The sequence below is a fragment of the Kocuria sp. p3-SID1428 genome (assembly GCF_025149945.1).
GTDB lineage: Bacteria > Actinomycetota > Actinomycetes > Actinomycetales > Micrococcaceae > Kocuria.
This window is the reverse complement of sequence record NZ_JALXVH010000053.1, coordinates 1-16,320: the sequence shown is the minus strand read 5'-3', so window position 1 is coordinate 16,320 and position 16,320 is coordinate 1. Positions and strand designations below refer to the sequence as shown.

The following is a 16,320-nucleotide window of genomic DNA, read 5'->3' as shown; positions in this document are numbered from 1 at the left end:
GAACTCAGCTCTGCGGTGCCGAGGCCTCCGGGCCCGAGGACCCGGTCGTGTCCTCGGAGGCCGTGTCCGGCGTCCCCACCTTCTTGTAGTGGCGGTTGCGGATGCCCAGCAGCGCGCCGCCCAGCACGGCTGCGAGCACCGAGCCGGTGAGGATGCCGACCTTGGAGGTGGAGCCCAGATCCGACGACGTCCCGAAGGACAGCTCGCTGATCAGCAGCGAGACCGTGAATCCGATGCCCGCCAGGGCCGCCAGGCCCACGACATCGATCCACTGGATGTCCGGATCCAGGTTGAACCTGCGCAGGCGGGTGAGCAGCCACGTGGTGGCCGTGATGCCGGCGGTCTTGCCGACCAGCAGGCCGACGATCACGCCCAGCGCCGCGACCGAGGTCCAGGATTCGACCAGACCGCTCCAGCCCTCCACGAACACGCCGGCGGAGAAGAAGGCGAAGATCGGGACGCACAGCGCGGCCGAGAAGGGGCGGACCAGGTGCTCGAGGTGGGAGGCGAGGCCCACGGCCTCGGGATCCCGCTCGGCGGTGCGGCGGTCCGGGTGGACCGGGACCATGAAGGCCAGGACCACGCCGGCGATGGTGGCGTGGATGCCGGAGTTGTAGAACAGCGCCCAGGTGATCACGCCCAGCGGGAACAGGCCCAGCCAGGTCAGCCAGGTCTTCTCGGCGAACGTGGCCTGCCCCTTGTAGGCGATCAGCGCGAAGACGGCGATCGGGATGATCGCAGCCCCCAGGTGCCCCAGGCTGAGGTCCGAGGTGTAGAACAGCGCGATGATCGTGATCGCGAGCAGGTCATCGACGACGGCCAGGGTCAGCAGGAACGTGCGCATGGCCACCGGCAGGTGCGAGCCGACGATCGCCAGCACAGCGGTCGCGAAGGCGATGTCCGTGGCAGTGGGAATCGCCCAGCCGCTCATGATCTCCCCCTCGCCGCCGAGCGCGAAGGCCACGAAGATGAGGGCGGGAACCAGCACGCCGCCGAAGGCCGCAGCGATCGGCACGGCCGCCTTACCCGGGTTGCGCAGCTCGCCGTCGACGAACTCCTGCTTGAGCTCCAGGCCCACCAGGAAGAAGAACACCGCCAGCAGAGCGTCGGCCGCCCAGTGGCTCACGCTCAGATCCAGTGTGAGCAGCGGGTTCTCCGGATCGCCGAAGACCGGGCCGAAGTGGAAGTGGCTGACCGATTCGTAGAGCTCGCGCAGGCCGGGGGCGTTGGCCGCGATCAGGGCCAGGACCGTGGCGATCAGCAGCAAGACACCGGCGACGGTCTCCGAGCGCAGCAGCTGCCCGATCCGGCTCGTGGAAGGGGTGTCGGAGGCGCCGTAGACGGGGTCGTGGTGCGGCTCGGTGTCGTGATCCGGCTCGGCGGTGTTGTCCGCGGAGCTCTGGGGCGTGGTCATCGGTCTCCTGTGGGGTTCGGCCCGCAAGCGGCCGCAGCCGGCGAAGAGGAATCGGAACAGCGTTCGCTTCGGCGGAGCATGGGCCTGCATGCGGGCACGTTCATGTGCATACCGCTCTCGCGGGCCGACCAGACTTCCCGGCTCACCAGTTTCAACGGTAGCAAAGCGATCAGCATCCCCCCAGCGCCCGTCCTCTGCGATGCAGGGTGCGGATCTAGGATTTCGGCATGAGCGCGCACGAGCACAGAGGGAACGCGACGGGCCGGGTCCGCAGCCTCAACGTGGGCACCGAGCGGGAGAATCCGGCGCCCCGTCGGGTCTCGACCGGCATCTTCAAGCAGCCCGTCGACGGACCCGTGGCGATCGCCGACCCCGGCCCCAGGGACCCCGACGCCCCGGTCGCCTCGGGGGTCTCAGGCGACTTCGTGGGCGATCGGGCCCACCACGGCGGCAGGTTCCAGGCCGTCTACGCGTTCGACCGCGCCGAGCTGGACTGGTGGGAGGAGCAGCTGGGCCGTCCGCTGCACGACGGCATGTTCGGCGAGAACCTCACGCTCGAGTCCGTGGCGGTGGACGACGCCGTGATCGGCGAGCTCTGGCAGATCGGGACCGCGCGGCTGCGCGTCACCGAGCCCCGCATCCCGTGCGGCACGTTCGCCGGCGTAATGGAGGAGCAGGGCTGGATCAAGCGCTTCACGCAGCGAGCCCGCTCCGGGGCTTACCTGGCCGTCGACGCCCCAGGGGAGGTCCGGCGCGGCGACGAGGTGCGGGTGATCTCCCGGCCCGAGCACGGGATCACGGTGGCCGAGGCCTTCCGGGCGCGGACCCTGGAGCGCGACCTGGCGCCCCGAGTGCTCCAGGCGGGCGAGGACCTGAGTCCCAAGCTGCTGGATCGGCTGCAGGCGCTCATCGGCGGCGCCGACCCGAACCTGCCCAGCTGATCCGCCCGCCCGGGCCTGCGGATCAGCCGTTCAGGGCGGCTGCGCGGTAGAGGCGCTGGACGGCGTCGGGGCTGAGGCTGGCGTCGACAGCCGCCGTGGTCTCGGGGGAGCGCAGCAGGTAGCGCACCGGACCGTGCTGGCCGCGCTCCAGGCGCAGGGCATCGACGGTGGCGTATCGCTGGGAGAGCTCGGCCGTGAAGGGCTTGCCCCGCCCCGGAGTCACGGCCAGGGTCAGCTGGACCTCGACCGAGGAGAGGTCGTCGTCCTCGTCCTCCGACAGCTCGAACTCGTCGGCCGGGTCGGCATCGCGGATCGGGCCCGTGGTCGAGGAGCCATCCTCGGCGGGGCCGTCGGAGGTCTCGTCGGCCCCGGCGGCGTTCGGGGCCTCTTCAGCGGCGAGGTCCGCGGGGTCGTCGTCGACGCCGGCCGCGTCCCCGCCGATGCGCAGCTCGCGGATGATGCCGATCCCGTAGCCCACCGAGCCGGTGGCGGCCTGGCCCAGCACCTGGCGGGCCTGGCCCATGACCGCTCGCAGACGCCCGATCCACACGACGGCGGCCACGACCAGCACGCCGGCCAGGATCGCGAGCCAGACCCAGGAGCCGTCGCGCATCCACTGCAGCAGCAGGACGACGGCCGCGACCGCCGCCAGCAGCGGCACCAGGACGATCAGCACATTGCCCTTCACGCCGCCGATCTCCTGCAGCGCCTGCGGATCGGAGCGGATCTCGTCCATCATCTGGCGGTCGAACGTGCGTGCATCGGTGCCGTCCTGAGCGGACAGGGGCACAGGCCAGGTTCCCTGATCATCCATGGGCACCATCCTCGCAGAGCTGCGGGCGCGGGCGTCAGCTCATCTCGATCGAGCGCTTCGACAGCCCGATCTTGAACCCCTCGATCCGGGTGCGGACCTCGGCATCGGGGGAGGTCGCCGCCCCCAGGGTGATGAACAGCGGGGTGAAGTGCTCCACGGTGGGGTGGGCGTGCGGCATGCCCGGGGCCTGGCGGCGGAAGTCGGCCAGGGCGTCCACGCGGCCGGCGTCGAGCATCTCGGCGGCCCAGAGGTCGAAGTCCGAGGACCAGTTCTCGGCGGTGCCGTCGTCGGCGCGCATCAGCTGGACCGACGGCCGCCCGTGGGTCATGAACCCGGAGCCGACCACCAGGTACCCCTCCGCGCGCAGCTCGCGCAGGCGTCGTCCCAGGTCCATGAGGCGCTCGGGGTCGTGGGTGGGCATGGAGACCTGCAGGGCGGGGACATCGGCCAGGGGGTACATGGCGCGCAGCGGGACCCAGGCGCCGTGGTCCAGCCCGCGCATGCGGTGCTGGTAGAGGGGCTCGTCGTCCGGCATGGTCGCGGCGATGCGCCGACCCAGCTCGGTGGCATCCGGGGTGGCGTACTGCAGCTGGTAGAACCGATCCTCGAAGCCGCCGAAGTCGTAGACCAGCGGCGTGCCCGCGGCCGGGGCGGTGATCATGGTGGGCGCCTGCTCCCAGTGGGCGGAGACGATCACGATGCCCTTGGGCTTGGGCAGTGAGACCGCCCACTCGAAGAGCTCCGACATCCACAGACCGTCGTCGAGCAGTCCGGGGAAGCCGTGGCCGATGTAGAAGGTGGGCAGGGGGGCATCGCCCTCCTGCCAGCGCGGCTGCATGGCGCTGCGCGGCACGGCCGTGAGGTCGTGGCGATCCAGGGCGAGCATGCCCGGTGCGGTTCCTGCGGAGGTGGGCTGGGTGGTCATCGTGCGGCTCCTGTTCGAAGAGGCAAGCATCCTGCCTGTTGCGTCGGAAAGTATTTCTACGCCGATGTGCGTGATGCGTCAAGCAATTGAAATAGGCAGTATGGTTACGACCATGGTGGAACCGCAGTGGCTCAACGACGACGAGCGGGAGGCATGGCTTGCCCTCGTGGCGCTGATGTTCAAGATGCCCGGCACGATCGAGCGCCAGCTGGTCGAGGACGAGGACCTCAGCCTCGCCGAGTACCTGGTCCTGGCGATGCTCTCCGAAGCCCCCGACCGCAGCCATCGCATGTCCGATCTGGCCGCGGCCACCTTCACGGGCCAGTCCCGGCTCTCGCGCATCGTCGCGCGGCTGGAGCGCCATGACTACGTCCGGCGCAGCGCCAACACCCAGGACCGGCGAGTGGTCGTCGCCCGGCTGACCGAGATCGGCTACCGGAAAGTGCGCGAGGCGGCGCCGGGGCATGTCGCCCACGTCCGCCAGGAGATCTTCGATCGCCTCAGCGCCCATCAGGTCGAGCAGATCGCCAGGATCGGACCCGCGCTGACTGACGGCGTCGAGCCCCCGCGCGACTGACCGGCCCCGTATTCCCTGTTCGCTCGCTGAGGACCTCGCCGCCGGCGGGTCATCGGGCCGCCGCACGGGTCTAGCGTGGGTGCGATGAGCATGAACCCTTCCCCCTGGGCCCTGATGCGCTCCGCCACGCAGAGCGAGAGCCTGAAGGGCTCGCGCATCTCGCGGGAGACCGTCGGCCGCGTGCTGCGCTTCGCGAGCCCGCACTCCCGGCTGCTGCTGGCCTTCCTGCTGACCTCGGTGGTCGTGGCGGTGCTCGGCGTGCTCACTCCGGTGCTGGCCGGGCGGGTGGTCAATGCGATCACCGACAGCGGGTCCGTGGATCTGGTGGTGCGCCTGGCGCTGCTGATCGCCCTGATCGCCGTGCTGGATGCCGGGATCGGCATACTCAATCGGTGGCTGTCCGCGACGATCGGCGAGGGGCTCATCCTGGACCTGCGCACCGCGGTCTACGACCACGTGCAGACCCTGCCGGTCGCGTTCTTCACCCGCACCCGCACGGGCGCGCTGATCTCGCGGCTGAACAACGACGTCCTGGGCGCTCAGCGCGCGTTCTCCAACACGCTGTCCGGGGTGGTCTCGAACCTGGTCTCGCTGATCCTCACCGTCGGCGTGATGGTCTCGATCTCGTGGCAGGTCACGCTGCTGTCGATGCTGCTGCTGCCCATCTTCCTGGTCCCCGCCCGGCTCATGGGCGGACGCCTGGCCGGGCTGCAGCGCGAGGCCGCCCAGCACAACGCGTCCATGTCCACGCAGATGACCGAGCGGTTCTCCGCAGGCGGGGCCACGCTGATCAAGCTGTTCGGCAAGCCGCAGTCCGAATCGGACGAGTTCGCCCGCCGGGCCGGTCGCGTGCGCACCATCGGGGTGCGGGTGGCCATGCTCCAGGCCACCTTCCTCACCGCGCTGACCCTCGTCTCGGCCCTCGCACTGGCGCTGGTCTACGGCGTGGGCGGCGTGCAGGCGATCGTCGGCAGCCTCGACGCCGGCCAGGTGGTCACACTGGCCATGCTCCTGACCAGGCTCTACACGCCGCTGACCATGCTCGCCAACGCGCGTTTGGACATCATGAGCGCGCTCGTGAGCTTCGAGCGGGTCTTCGAGATCCTCGACCTGAAGCCCCTGATCCAGGAGCCGCAGGACCCTCGGCGCATCCCCGACGGCCCCCTGCCGGTCGAGTTCGACCAGGTGCGCTTCACCTACCCCACCGCCGAGCAGACCTCGCTGGCCTCGCTCGAGGACGTCAGCGCCCTCGACTCCCGGGCAGGCCAGGAGGTCCTGCACGGCGTGGACTTCACGGTGGAGCACGGCCAGACCGTCGCGCTGGTGGGGTCCTCCGGCGCGGGCAAGTCCACGATCGCCTCGCTGGTCCCGCGCCTCTACGACGCCACCTCCGGGGCCGTGCGCGTCGGCGGGGTCGACGTGCGCGATACCTCGTTCGCGGACCTGCAGGGTGCCGTCGGGATGGTCACGCAGGACGGCCACCTCTTCCACGAGACCATCCGGCAGAACCTCGCACTCGCGGCCCCCGATGCCGACGACGAGCAGATGTGGTCCGCGCTGGCCCGTGCGCGCATGGACCACGTGGTGCGCGCGCTCGACGACGGGCTCGACACCATGATCGGGGAACGCGGCTACCGGCTCTCCGGCGGTGAGCGGCAGCGCCTGACCATCGCGCGCCTGCTGCTGGCCTCCCCGCGCGTGGTGATCCTGGACGAGGCCACCTCTGCGCTGGATTCCACGAGCGAGGCCCACGTGCAGGCCGCGCTCGACGAGGTCATGGCCCAGCGCACGGCCTTGGTGATCGCCCACCGGCTCTCGACCATCCGCCGCGCCGACCGGATCCTGGTGATCGAGGCCGGCCGCGTGGTCGAGCAGGGTCCTCACGCCGAGCTCCTGGCAGCGGGCGGTCGCTATGCGGAGCTCTACGAGACGCAGTTCGCCGACCAGGAGTGAGCGGCCCGCCGCCATCGAGTGGCCAGTCCCTCACCGTTTCAGCGCTGAATCGGTGCTGCTTCGGCCACTCGAAGCGGGTGGGGTGGGGAATCGGCCACTCGGTGACGGGACGGGAGCCGCGACGCGGGGGAAGCGGGCGTCAGTCGACATCAGTCGACGCCAGCCGGACGTCAGTGGGCCGTCTTGCCGCGGGCCTTCTGGATCAGCGTCACGACGACCACGATCACGGCGCCCCAGATCAGACCGAGCACCGCGGAGAAGAAGGTGTTCACGATCCAGGACACGGCCGCCTGGAGGATGGGGACGATGTGGGCGGCGGCTTCGCCCATGTGGTGCACGAACCCGTAGAGGGCGTGCCAGCCGAACTCGTCCAGGCCCACCAGGATGATGTGCCCGCCCACCCACAGCATGGCGACGGTGCCGACGACCGAGATGAACTGCAGGAGCTTGGGCATGGCCCTGACCATGCCGCGTCCGATGGTCTGCAGCGCGCCGGAGCCAGTGGAGGCGAGCTTGAGCCCGGCGTCGTCCATGCGGATCAGCAGCGCCACGGCGCCGTAGACCACGCCCGTCATGAGCACCGCCACCACCGCCAGGATGACCAGCCGGGACAGGAAGCCCTCGGAGGCGACCTCGTTGAGCGAGATGACCATGATCTCCGCCGAGAGGATCAGGTCGGTGCGCACGGCTCCGGCGACCATCCTGTCCTCCGCGGACTGGCCGCCCGAGCCCGCGTCCTGATCGACGGCCGGCTCTTCGTGCGAGTGCCCGGACAGCGCTCCCCAGATCTTCTCGGCGCCCTCGAAGCACAGGTAGGACCCGCCCAGCATGAGGATCGGTGTGAGAGCCCAGGGGGCGAACTGGCTCAGCAGCAGCGCGATCGGCAGGATGATCAGCAGCTTGTTGCGCAGCGATCCCTTGGTGATCCGCCAGATGATGGGCAGCTCGCGGGAGGCCTCCACATCCTTGACGTACTGCGGGGTCACAGCGGCGTCGTCGACCACCACTCCGGCAGCCTTGATCGAAGCCCGGCTGGTGGCGGCGCCGATGTCGTCGACGGAGGCCGCGCTCACGCGGGCGATCGCCGCCACGTCGTCCAGCAGCGCGATCAGACCGCCGCTCATCGCGTGCCTCGGCTCGGCAGGACGGCGACGGCCGCGAGGGGGCGCAGGGGGCGCGGGAGCGCGGGGTTCCGGGTCATGCCAGCAGGGTAAGTGCTGCGGCCGCGAATCGTCCGATGCCACGAGGGCATCGCCCGGAACATCCGATGAACTGCCAGCTTGCTGATGGAATTCGGGCCGGACAGGCTTACAGTGGTGTCCCCCGACGTCAGGATCCCCTGTGAACGCAAGCGGTGAGATCGCGATCGCCTTTCGCGGTGTGCGCAAGACCTACCCCGACGGCACCACCGCGGTGGATGACCTGGATCTCGAGGTGCCCCGCGGCTCCCTCACGGTCTTCGTGGGTCCGTCCGGCTGCGGCAAGACCACGTCGCTGCGGATGATCAACCGCATGGTCGAGCCGAGCTCCGGAGTCGTGGAGGTCGACGGTCGCGACATCTCGACCGTCTCCGCCCACCGGCTGCGCCGCTCGATGGGCTACGTCATGCAGGCCTCCGGGCTCATGCCACATCGCACGGTCAGCGAGAACATCATGACCGTCCCGCGGCTGCAGGGCGGATCGCGAGCCGCCGGGCGCAGGCGCGCCGAGGAGCTCATGGAGACGATCGGGCTGGATCCCGCGCTGGGCTCGCGCTATCCCTCGCAGCTGTCGGGAGGCCAGCAGCAGCGCGTGGGCGTGGCCCGTGCGCTGGCCGCCGATCCGCCGATCCTGCTCATGGACGAGCCCTTCTCCGCGGTGGATCCGCTCGTGCGCGCCGATCTGCAGCGCGAGATCATCGAGCTGAAGCATCGGCTCGACAAGACCATCGTGTTCGTCACCCACGACATGGACGAGGCCGTCCTGCTGGGCGACCGCGTGGCCGTGATGGCCGAGGGCGGCCGCCTGGCGCAGTACGACACCCCGGAGCAGGTCCTGCGGGCACCGGCTGACGGGTTCGTGGCCGAGTTCGTGGGCCGCGATCGCGGCTTCCGGGCGCTCGAGTTCGATCAGGCGGACGTCGTGCTCAGCGGCGTTCGGGTCCGCGACCCGCAGGGCCGCACGACCACGCTGGGCGGGCAGGCCGCCGCGGGGCAGTGGACGCTCGAGGTCGACGACGACGGCCGCCCCATCGGCTGGCTCGCCCCGCTTCCGGGTGCGAGAGCCCCGTGGAGCAGGGGTGAACCCGAGCTGGCCGACCGCTCGGACGCCCAGCGCGTGGGCGGCTCGCTGCACCGCCGGGGCGCCCCGCTGCGCTCGGCGCTGGATGCGGCGCTGTCCTCCCCGTCGGGCCTGGCTGTGGCCGTGGACGACGACGGACGGGTCCGCGGCGTCCTGCGCCCCGAGGACGTGCTCGCGGCGATCGAGCATGTGCGCCGGGAGAGGGAGGCCGGCCGGTGACCTGGCTGCCCGAGAACCTCCCGCGAGTGGGGGAGCTGCTGCTCATGCACCTGGTGCAGTCGATCCTGCCCGTGCTCATCGGGCTGCTCGTGTCGATCCCTGTCGCACGTGCGGCGGTGGGGTCGCGGTGGCTGCGTCCGCTGCTGATCAACGGGGCCGCTCTGCTCTACACGATCCCGTCGCTGACCCTGTTCGTGCTCCTGCCGCTGATCCTGGGCACGCTGATCACCTCCGTGTGGAACGTGATCGTGGCCCTGAGCCTCTATGTGATCGCACTGCTGGTGCGCTCGTGCGCCGATGCCTTCGATTCGGTGGACCCGCACGTGCGCCAGGCCGCCGCCGCGATGGGGCACACCCGGTGGCAGCGCTTCTGGGCGGTCGAGCTGCCGCTGGCCGTGCCCGTGATGCTCGCAGGCGTGCGCACCGCGCTGGTGGCCAACATCTCCATGGTCTCGGTCGGCGCAGTCATCGGCATCCAATCGCTGGGCACGCTGTTCACGGACGGGCTGCGCCGCGGGATCGTCGAGGAGATCGCGGTGGGCGTGGTGCTCACGGTGGTGCTCGCTCTGGTGCTGGACCAGCTGCTGCGCCTGCTCGGGCTGAGCCTCACGCGCTGGCAGCGACCCGGCCGCGGGGCCCCGGTGCGCGCGGCCGCGACGGGAGGTGCGGCGTGAACCTTCTCGAGCAGACCTGGTCCTGGCTGTCGGACCCCCTCCAGTGGAGCGGCGACGCCGGCATCCCCATGCGGATCCTGGAGCACCTCGTGTACTCCGGGCTGACCCTGCTGATCGCCGTGCTGCTGGCCGTCCCGCTCGGGGCTGCGATCGGGCACACCGGCCGCGGGGCCGCGGCAGTCATCGGCGCGGCCGGAGCCCTGCGCGCCCTGCCGACCCTGGGCCTTCTGACGCTGTTCTCGCTGCTCATGGGCCTCGGGCTCCTCCCTCCGCTGCTGGCGCTCGTGATCCTGGCCGTCCCGCCGATCCTCAGCGCGGCGTGCGTGGGGGTGGCCGAGGTGTCGCCGCGGGTCCGCGACGCCGTGATCGCCCAAGGCATGACCCCGTGGCAGGTCCTCACCCGCGTGGAGCTGCCCCTGGCCGTGCCCGTGATCATGGGCGGGGTGCGCAACGCGGCCCTGCAGGTCATCTCCACCACCACCGTGGCCGCCTACATCAACCTGGGTGGTCTGGGCCGCTACCTGATCGACGGGCTCGCGGTGCGCGACTACGGCCGGATGCTCGGCTCGGTGCTGCTCGTGGCCGTGCTCGCGCTGCTGGTCGATGCCCTACTCTCGCTGCTGCAGCGCGGGCTCACCTCACCTGGAATCCGTCGTCCCGCAGGAGGTACCTCGTGATCGGACCCGCACCCCGACGTCCGCGGGGCCGGCGCGGCCGAAGCGCGGGCCTGGTCGCAGGTGCTGCGGCCGTGCTCGCGCTGACCGGCTGCGGCCTGAACTCGGACCCGCTGGCCACCGGCGGGGGAGCCAGCACGCCCGACGGCTCCGTCACCGTGGGCTCGGCTGACTTCCCGGAGTCCCAGATCATCGCCGAGATCTACGCCGGGGCCCTGCGCTCCGAGGGCATCGCGGCGGACACGGAGCCGGGCATCGGCGCGCGCGAGGCGTATATCGGGGCGCTGCAGGACGGCTCGATCGACGCGGTCCCGGACTACACGGGCAACCTGCTGACCTACTTCGACCCGGAGGCCACGGCAACCGGGGAGGACGAGATCCTGCAGGCGCTGCCCGAGGCCATGCCCACGGGTCTGTCGGTTCTCGAGCCGGCCTCGGCGCAGAACAAGGACTCGATCGTGGTCACGCGCCGCACCGCCGAGGAGCACGACCTGCGCAGCCTCGAGGACCTCGCCCCGCTGTGCGCGGAGATGACCTTCGCGGGCGCTCCCGAGTTCCAGGAGCGCTCCTACGGGCTCGATGGCCTGGCTTCCGTCTACGGCTGCGAGCCGGCCTCCTTCGAGCCGATCAACGACGCCGGCGGCCCCCTCACGGTCGACGCCCTGACCAGCGGTGACGCCGATGCCGCCGACATCTTCACCACCACGCCGGCCATCGTGGAGGAGGACCTGGTGGTGCTCGAGGATCCGCGCGGCAACTTCGCCGCGCAGCAGGTCATCCCGCTCGTGGCCCCGCAGCGCCTGCCCGACGGAGCGCAGGAGGTGCTCGACGGCGTCTCGGAGAAGCTGAGCACCGAGGACCTGCTCGAGATGAATCAGCAGATCAGCGGCACTCAGGCGATCTCCCCTCGGCAGGCTGCTGAGGGCTGGTTGGAGGACAGCGGATACCGGGTCGGCTGAGGCGCGCTCCACAGGCTGAGGACGCCGCGATCGGCATGCTGACGGCTTCCACAGCCACGTGGTCTGTGCGTTCTCCCCAGGGGTGGATGTGGTTCTCCACATCCTCAGGCCAGTGATCCACAGGTGCGACGGCGGAATCCACAGGCTCGTGCACGTCGCCCGACTGTGCTATGCGAACTTTCATCCGCACGTACCGCCGTCCAAAAAGAGCCTCTGACCTGCGTGTTCAGAGTCCTCCTGGTGTGCGCCGCTTGCTGAGGCACCCGCGTCGCCCCGTCCGGCGATCACATCCCTGTGGAAAACTCAGTGGACAACCTGTGAGCGGGGCGGTGGACTATCCACTGTCTGTGGAGAATTCTGTGGATCACCGTGTGGACCAGCTGTGGGCGGCGGTGGACGGGTGGGCGGATGTCGGCCTCCTCCGTGTCATCTGCCGGAATGTGCCCAGGATCGCCCGCAGTGTCACAGCGCTTCGCCGAGGTGGCTTCCTGCTATGTGCTGACTATGCTGGCCGCGTCCCGACTCGACGCCTCCTGCGGCAGCCGCACCCGCGTCGCTTCTCGGAACAGCAGCACGCACTCGGAGTCGATGGAGATCCTGAGCCGTTTCCCGCCGTTGCCCACGCGGGATGACCTTTGGGAGAAGACATCACTCAGCTCGCGATCTGCGCACCCGACCATCCTGACGACGGTCGCCCCGACACCTCCGGCCATGGAGCCGGCTCCGGGGCCCTCCATCGACGACTCTCCCTCGAGCCCTCGCAGGGCGAGCTGAGGACCTCCGCGCTGAGCCGGCCCGACGCTCTCGTCGACTCCTCCCCGCTGAGGGCTGCAGTGCAGGACTTCACCGGAGAGCAGACCCCTGGGCAGGTCCCCTCCGAGCAGGACCACGGGTTGCATGCTGATCTGCTGCGGGTGATGCGAGCACGCCTCGAAGACGCCCTGCCCGGCCTCCCCGACGCCCCCGCTTTCCGGCGCCGAGCCGAGGAGCATCTGGATCGGCTCGTCGAGCTCCTCGTCGAGCTCTACGGGGACCAGGTCGAGCCGCAGGAGCTGGCCGTCGTCGTCGGGGATCTGGCTGTGGTGCTGGCCGGGTCCTGGGAGGCGCGCTCCAGCGCTCTGCGCCAGGCCGATCTGGAGGCGGAGGACGCGCAGCCCTGGTGGCTCTCGCGCCGCTCGTTCGCCGCTGCCGCCTACGCCGATCGCTGGGCGGGCGGGTTCCGCGGCGTGCAGGAGCGCATCCCCTACCTGCAGCAGCTGGGCGTCACGCATCTGCGGCTCCTGCCTCCCTTCCGGGCGCATCCCGAACGCCCGGACGGCGGGTTCGCCGTGTCCAGCCATCGTGAGACCGACCCCGCCCTGGGCGACGCCGAGGATCTGCGAGAGCTCGCCGAGGCCCTGCAGCATGCCGGGATCTCGCTGATGCTCGACGTCGTGACCTCGCGAACCTCCTCGGATCACGAGTGGGCGCGCGCCGCCGCCGATGGCAGCGAGTACTTCGAGGGTCTGTACCAGGTGCGTCGGGGGGCCCGTCGGGCCTCGTCGCGGCCGCTGACGCTCAGCGAGGCCCAGGCTCGGTCGGCCGCGGGCCGGCAGTGGGTGCCGCTGAACCCCGGCAGTCGCTTCGATCCCCGGCTCGTGCGCTCCACCGCTGCGCCGGAGCAGTGGGATCTGGACTGGACCTCCCCGCACGTGCTGCTGTGCATGGTCGGCGAGCTGCTGCATGTGGCCGGGCTGGGTGCCCGGGTGCTGCGCGTCGATGCCGCCATTCGCCTGTGGAACGGCGACGACGCCGGCGAGTCGCATCGCCGAGGCCTGCTGGTCCTGGAGGCTCTGGCCGAGGTGCTGCGCATCGCCGCGCCCTCGAGCGTGCTGGAGACCCAGGATCTCGAGGATGCCCGCGCCGACGGTGCGCCGGTGGGTCAGGGGCTGGGGCGGACGTCGCTGATCTGGAGCGCGCTGGCCACCCGCAGCGTCGAGATGCTCGAGCGCGCGGTCCCGCAGGCCGGTTCCGAGGCGAGCACCGGGCGGCTGCTGCCGGTGCGTCAGCACGACGCCCTGAGCTGGGCTTTCGGCCCCCAGGATGTCCCCGAGGAGACCGACCCGCAGGCCCATCGCGAGTTCCTGGAGCGGTTCTACACCGGCGACTTCCCCGGGGCCTTCGCGGCCGAGTCCGGGTGCGTGCGCACGGAGCACGGGGTCTGCGGCACGTCGGCCTCGCTCAGCGGCCTCCGCGAGGAGCCCGGTGCTGGTGCCGCGCGCCTGCTGCTGGCCCACGCGGTCGCCTTCAGCCTGAGCGGAGTGCCCGAGCTGTGGCTGGGCGACGAGCTCGCCGTGCTCAACGACGACGACTGGGCGCGCGAGCCCGGCCACGGCCACGACCCCCGCTGGCTGCACCGGCCGCGGCTCGAGGCCTCGGCGCTCGAGAGCCGCCACGACCTCTTCGCAACCGCCGGGCAGGTCTACGGCACCATCCGCCGCCTGGCCGAGATGCGAGCGGCCGCCCCCGAGTTCGAGGGCCAGGAGGTCATCGACTTCGACACCCGCAATCCCGCCGTGCTCGGGCTCCAGCGCGTGGGCCCGCACCCCGAGGGGGAGCTGCCCCAGACCGTCGTCCTGTGCCTGGCGAACTTCTCGGACTGGGCCCAGTTCGTGACCGGGCAGACACTGTCGGGCTTCCTGCCGCGCGCCACGCGGCTGCGCGACGACGTCGAGATCGACCTGCGCGAGGGCGTCCTGCTCGAGGCCCACGGCTGGGCCTGGATCCGCGTCATCCCCCGCTGATCAGCACGCTGAGGTTCCGTCTCAGCCCTTGGCTGAACTGCCTTGACCTGAGTGACTCAGATCTATTGGATAGAAGGGTCATCTCGACGAAGGAAGGAAGTCTCATGGCTGAGAAGTTCGTTCTGCCCGATCTGCCCTATGATTTCGCCGCACTGGAGCCGCACATCTCCGGTCGGATCATGGAGCTGCACCACGACAAGCACCACAACACCTACGTGACCGCGGCCAACAAGGCCCTCGAGTCCATGGAGGAGGCCCGCGCCAACGGCGACGCCGCCGGTGCCGCCAAGCTCTCCAAGGACCTCCAGTTCAACCTGGGCGGCCACATCAACCACTCGATCTTCTGGAAGAACATGTCCCCGGACGGCGGCGACAAGCCCACCGGCGAGCTGGCTTCCGCGATCGACGACGCCTTCGGTTCGTTCGAGAACTTCCAGGCGCAGTTCACCGCTGTGGCCACCACGATCCAGGGCTCCGGCTGGGCGATCCTGGCCTACGAGCCGATCGCCGGCAACCTGGTGATCGAGCAGATGTACGACCAGCAGAACGGCGTCCCCGTCGCCACGTTCCCGCTGCTGCAGCTGGACATGTGGGAGCACGCCTTCTACCTGGACTACCAGAACGTGAAGCCGGACTACGTCAAGGCCTGGTGGAACGTCGTCAACTGGGAGGACGTCGCCCAGCGCCTCGAGAAGGCCCGCGCCGGCGCTTCCTCGCTCGTCTGAGACCGACCGTCTCCGAACAGCAGCTGACTCCGACCGCCTGAGCGCGGCCGAGTCCGCCCGCACCGCCCCCGTCGCCCCTTCGGGCACGGGGGCGCTGCCATGCCCGGGCCCCCGCCTTGTAGGCGCAGCGAGGTGGTGCGCCGAGATCATGCTCAAATGCGCCAGATCGCCGATTCGGTGCACGGAAGCGTGATCTCGGCACTCTGGGCGCACGGAAGCGGGATCTCGGCGCGGGGCGCAGGTGGCTGGCGCCGACGACGGGTGCGCGGTGGACTCGAGCGCGGTTCCGGGCGACGATGGGAAGCATGCGTGTGACACGGGCCGCACGCGAGCGCTGGTCTCAGCGGAAACCCCTGGCCCGTGCGTCGAGAGCCCGTCGAGAGGAAGCCCCATGCCGAAGTTCCTGTGCACGTTCACCGTCCCCGGCCCCGCCGAGGACATGCTGCGCGAGGCCGGTGAGCTCGAGGTCATCGAGGGGATCTCCCCCGAGGACTTCGACGCAGCGATCAGCGGCGGCGAGTACGACGCCGTGATCCAGCAGCTGTCCCAGAAGGTCGACGCCGACCTCATGTCCCGAGCCAAGGTGAAGGGCTTCGCGAACTTCGGCGTGGGCTTCAACAACTTCGACGTCGACGCCGCCACCGAGCACGGCCTGCTGATCGGCAACACCCCGGATGCGGTCACGGATCCCACGGCGAACATCGCCATGCTCCTGCTGCTGGGCGCGGCCCGTCGCGCCTACGAGATGCAGCAGATCGTGCGCGAGAGCGGCGGGCAGTTCCAACCGCTGGCGCCGAACGAGAAGCTCTCCGAGGACGTCTCCGGCACCCGCCTGGGCATCGTGGGCCTGGGGCGGATCGGCAAGGCCATGGCCCGCCGCGCCCTGGCCTTCGGCATGGAGGTCGTGTTCGTCCAGCGCGCCCCCGAGGACCGTGAGGTCTCCGACGACGAGCTCGGCGATCTGGCCGGCAAGGTGAAGCAGGTCCCGTTCCAGGAGCTGCTCGAGACCTCCGATCACGTCTCCCTGCACGTCCCGCTCAGCGACGGCACCCGGCATCTGATCGGCCAGAAGGAGCTCGCGGCCATGAAGCCCACCGCGGTGCTGGTCAACACCGCCCGCGGACCGGTGGTGCACGAGAAGGCGCTCGTGGCCGCGCTGCAGGACGGCGAGATCTCGGCCGCCGGGCTGGACGTCTTCGAGAACGAGCCGGTGCTCGAGCCGGGTCTGATCGATCTGCCCAACGCCTATCTGCTGCCGCACATCGGCTCGGCTGAGAAGTCGGCCCGGGCGCGCATGGGCGAGATGTGCGCCGAGAACGCGATCGCGATCGCCGCCGGCGACGTCCCGCCCTACCCGGTCAACCCGGAGGCCAAGAAGGACT

General features: G+C 70.5%; 14 protein-coding genes. 10 read left to right on the top strand and 4 right to left on the bottom strand.

Annotation, left to right across the window (positions count from 1 at the left end; all coding sequences use genetic code 11):
- Positions 1 to 4 precede the first annotated feature (4 nt).
- Positions 5 to 1,414, bottom strand: coding sequence for a Na+/H+ antiporter NhaA (gene nhaA / locus M3E84_RS10535; RefSeq protein WP_259896118.1), 1,410 nt, complete (start codon positions 1,412 to 1,414; stop codon positions 5 to 7).
- 227 nt (positions 1,415 to 1,641) lie between these two features.
- Between nhaA and M3E84_RS10530 the strand changes: the two genes are divergently transcribed.
- Entirely contained in the window at positions 1,642 to 2,355 is a 714-nt protein-coding gene (locus tag M3E84_RS10530; RefSeq protein WP_259896117.1) for an MOSC domain-containing protein, read from the top strand.
- A 22-nt stretch (positions 2,356 to 2,377) separates the two neighbouring features.
- Here M3E84_RS10530 and M3E84_RS10525 read toward each other — a convergent pair whose 3' ends face one another.
- Positions 2,378 to 3,169 (bottom strand): hypothetical protein, encoded by a 792-nt coding sequence (locus tag M3E84_RS10525; protein ID WP_259896116.1) that lies wholly within the window; start codon positions 3,167 to 3,169, stop codon positions 2,378 to 2,380.
- Positions 3,170 to 3,203: 34 nt separating this feature from the next.
- Positions 3,204 to 4,094: a dioxygenase gene (locus tag M3E84_RS10520; protein ID WP_259896115.1), complete on the bottom strand. Its 891-nt coding sequence runs from the start codon at positions 4,092 to 4,094 to the stop codon at positions 3,204 to 3,206.
- 112 nt (positions 4,095 to 4,206) lie between these two features.
- Between M3E84_RS10520 and M3E84_RS10515 the strand changes: the two genes are divergently transcribed.
- Together M3E84_RS10515 and M3E84_RS10510 are read left to right on the top strand one after the other, a co-directional pair.
- On the top strand, positions 4,207 to 4,671 hold the full coding sequence (locus tag M3E84_RS10515; protein WP_259896114.1) for a MarR family winged helix-turn-helix transcriptional regulator: 465 nt from the start codon (positions 4,207 to 4,209) through the stop codon (positions 4,669 to 4,671).
- An 84-nt stretch (positions 4,672 to 4,755) separates the two neighbouring features.
- Positions 4,756 to 6,624, top strand: a complete 1,869-nt coding sequence (locus M3E84_RS10510; protein WP_259896113.1) for an ABC transporter ATP-binding protein — start codon at positions 4,756 to 4,758, stop codon at positions 6,622 to 6,624.
- 170 nt (positions 6,625 to 6,794) lie between these two features.
- Here the strand turns inward: M3E84_RS10510 and M3E84_RS10505 are convergent, their stop codons facing one another.
- Positions 6,795 to 7,748: a DUF808 domain-containing protein gene (locus M3E84_RS10505; protein WP_259896112.1), complete on the bottom strand. Its 954-nt coding sequence runs from the start codon at positions 7,746 to 7,748 to the stop codon at positions 6,795 to 6,797.
- A gap of 217 nt (positions 7,749 to 7,965) precedes the next feature.
- Here M3E84_RS10505 and M3E84_RS10500 point away from each other — a divergent pair, with 217 nt between their 5' ends.
- From M3E84_RS10500 to M3E84_RS10470, 7 genes are all read left to right on the top strand, one after another.
- A complete protein-coding gene (locus tag M3E84_RS10500; RefSeq protein ID WP_396415612.1) occupies positions 7,966 to 9,123 on the top strand; it encodes an ABC transporter ATP-binding protein in 1,158 nt (385 codons plus the stop codon).
- Positions 9,120 to 9,797, top strand: a complete 678-nt coding sequence (locus M3E84_RS10495) for an ABC transporter permease (protein WP_259896111.1) — start codon at positions 9,120 to 9,122, stop codon at positions 9,795 to 9,797. Before M3E84_RS10500 ends, M3E84_RS10495 begins: the two co-directional genes overlap by 4 nt.
- On the top strand, positions 9,794 to 10,474 hold the full coding sequence (locus M3E84_RS10490; protein WP_259896110.1) for an ABC transporter permease: 681 nt from the start codon (positions 9,794 to 9,796) through the stop codon (positions 10,472 to 10,474). Before M3E84_RS10495 ends, M3E84_RS10490 begins: the two co-directional genes overlap by 4 nt.
- Positions 10,471 to 11,430, top strand: a complete 960-nt coding sequence (locus M3E84_RS10485; RefSeq protein ID WP_396415611.1) for an ABC transporter substrate-binding protein — start codon at positions 10,471 to 10,473, stop codon at positions 11,428 to 11,430. Before M3E84_RS10490 ends, M3E84_RS10485 begins: the two co-directional genes overlap by 4 nt.
- Before the next feature lie 833 nt (positions 11,431 to 12,263).
- The gene (locus M3E84_RS10480; protein ID WP_259896108.1) at positions 12,264 to 14,213 is read left to right on the top strand and encodes an alpha-amylase family glycosyl hydrolase; all 1,950 of its coding nucleotides are present in this window, start codon (positions 12,264 to 12,266) and stop codon (positions 14,211 to 14,213) included.
- A gap of 104 nt (positions 14,214 to 14,317) precedes the next feature.
- The gene (locus tag M3E84_RS10475; RefSeq protein ID WP_259896107.1) at positions 14,318 to 14,938 is read left to right on the top strand and encodes a superoxide dismutase; all 621 of its coding nucleotides are present in this window, start codon (positions 14,318 to 14,320) and stop codon (positions 14,936 to 14,938) included.
- 391 nt (positions 14,939 to 15,329) lie between these two features.
- Positions 15,330 to 16,320: D-glycerate dehydrogenase (locus tag M3E84_RS10470; RefSeq protein WP_259896106.1), on the top strand; the 991-nt coding region annotated here is incomplete at its 3' end.

Coding starts and splice junctions, on each gene's coding strand:
- nhaA (WP_259896118.1), bottom strand. CDS start 1,414: ATGACCACGCCCCAGAGCTCCGCGGACAACACCGCCGAGCCGGATCAC.
- M3E84_RS10530 (WP_259896117.1), top strand. CDS start 1,642: ATGAGCGCGCACGAGCACAGAGGGAACGCGACGGGCCGGGTCCGCAGC.
- M3E84_RS10525 (WP_259896116.1), bottom strand. CDS start 3,169: ATGGATGATCAGGGAACCTGGCCTGTGCCCCTGTCCGCTCAGGACGGC.
- M3E84_RS10520 (WP_259896115.1), bottom strand. CDS start 4,094: ATGACCACCCAGCCCACCTCCGCAGGAACCGCACCGGGCATGCTCGCC.
- M3E84_RS10515 (WP_259896114.1), top strand. CDS start 4,207: ATGGTGGAACCGCAGTGGCTCAACGACGACGAGCGGGAGGCATGGCTT.
- M3E84_RS10510 (WP_259896113.1), top strand. CDS start 4,756: ATGAGCATGAACCCTTCCCCCTGGGCCCTGATGCGCTCCGCCACGCAG.
- M3E84_RS10505 (WP_259896112.1), bottom strand. CDS start 7,748: ATGAGCGGCGGTCTGATCGCGCTGCTGGACGACGTGGCGGCGATCGCC.
- M3E84_RS10475 (WP_259896107.1), top strand. CDS start 14,318: ATGGCTGAGAAGTTCGTTCTGCCCGATCTGCCCTATGATTTCGCCGCA.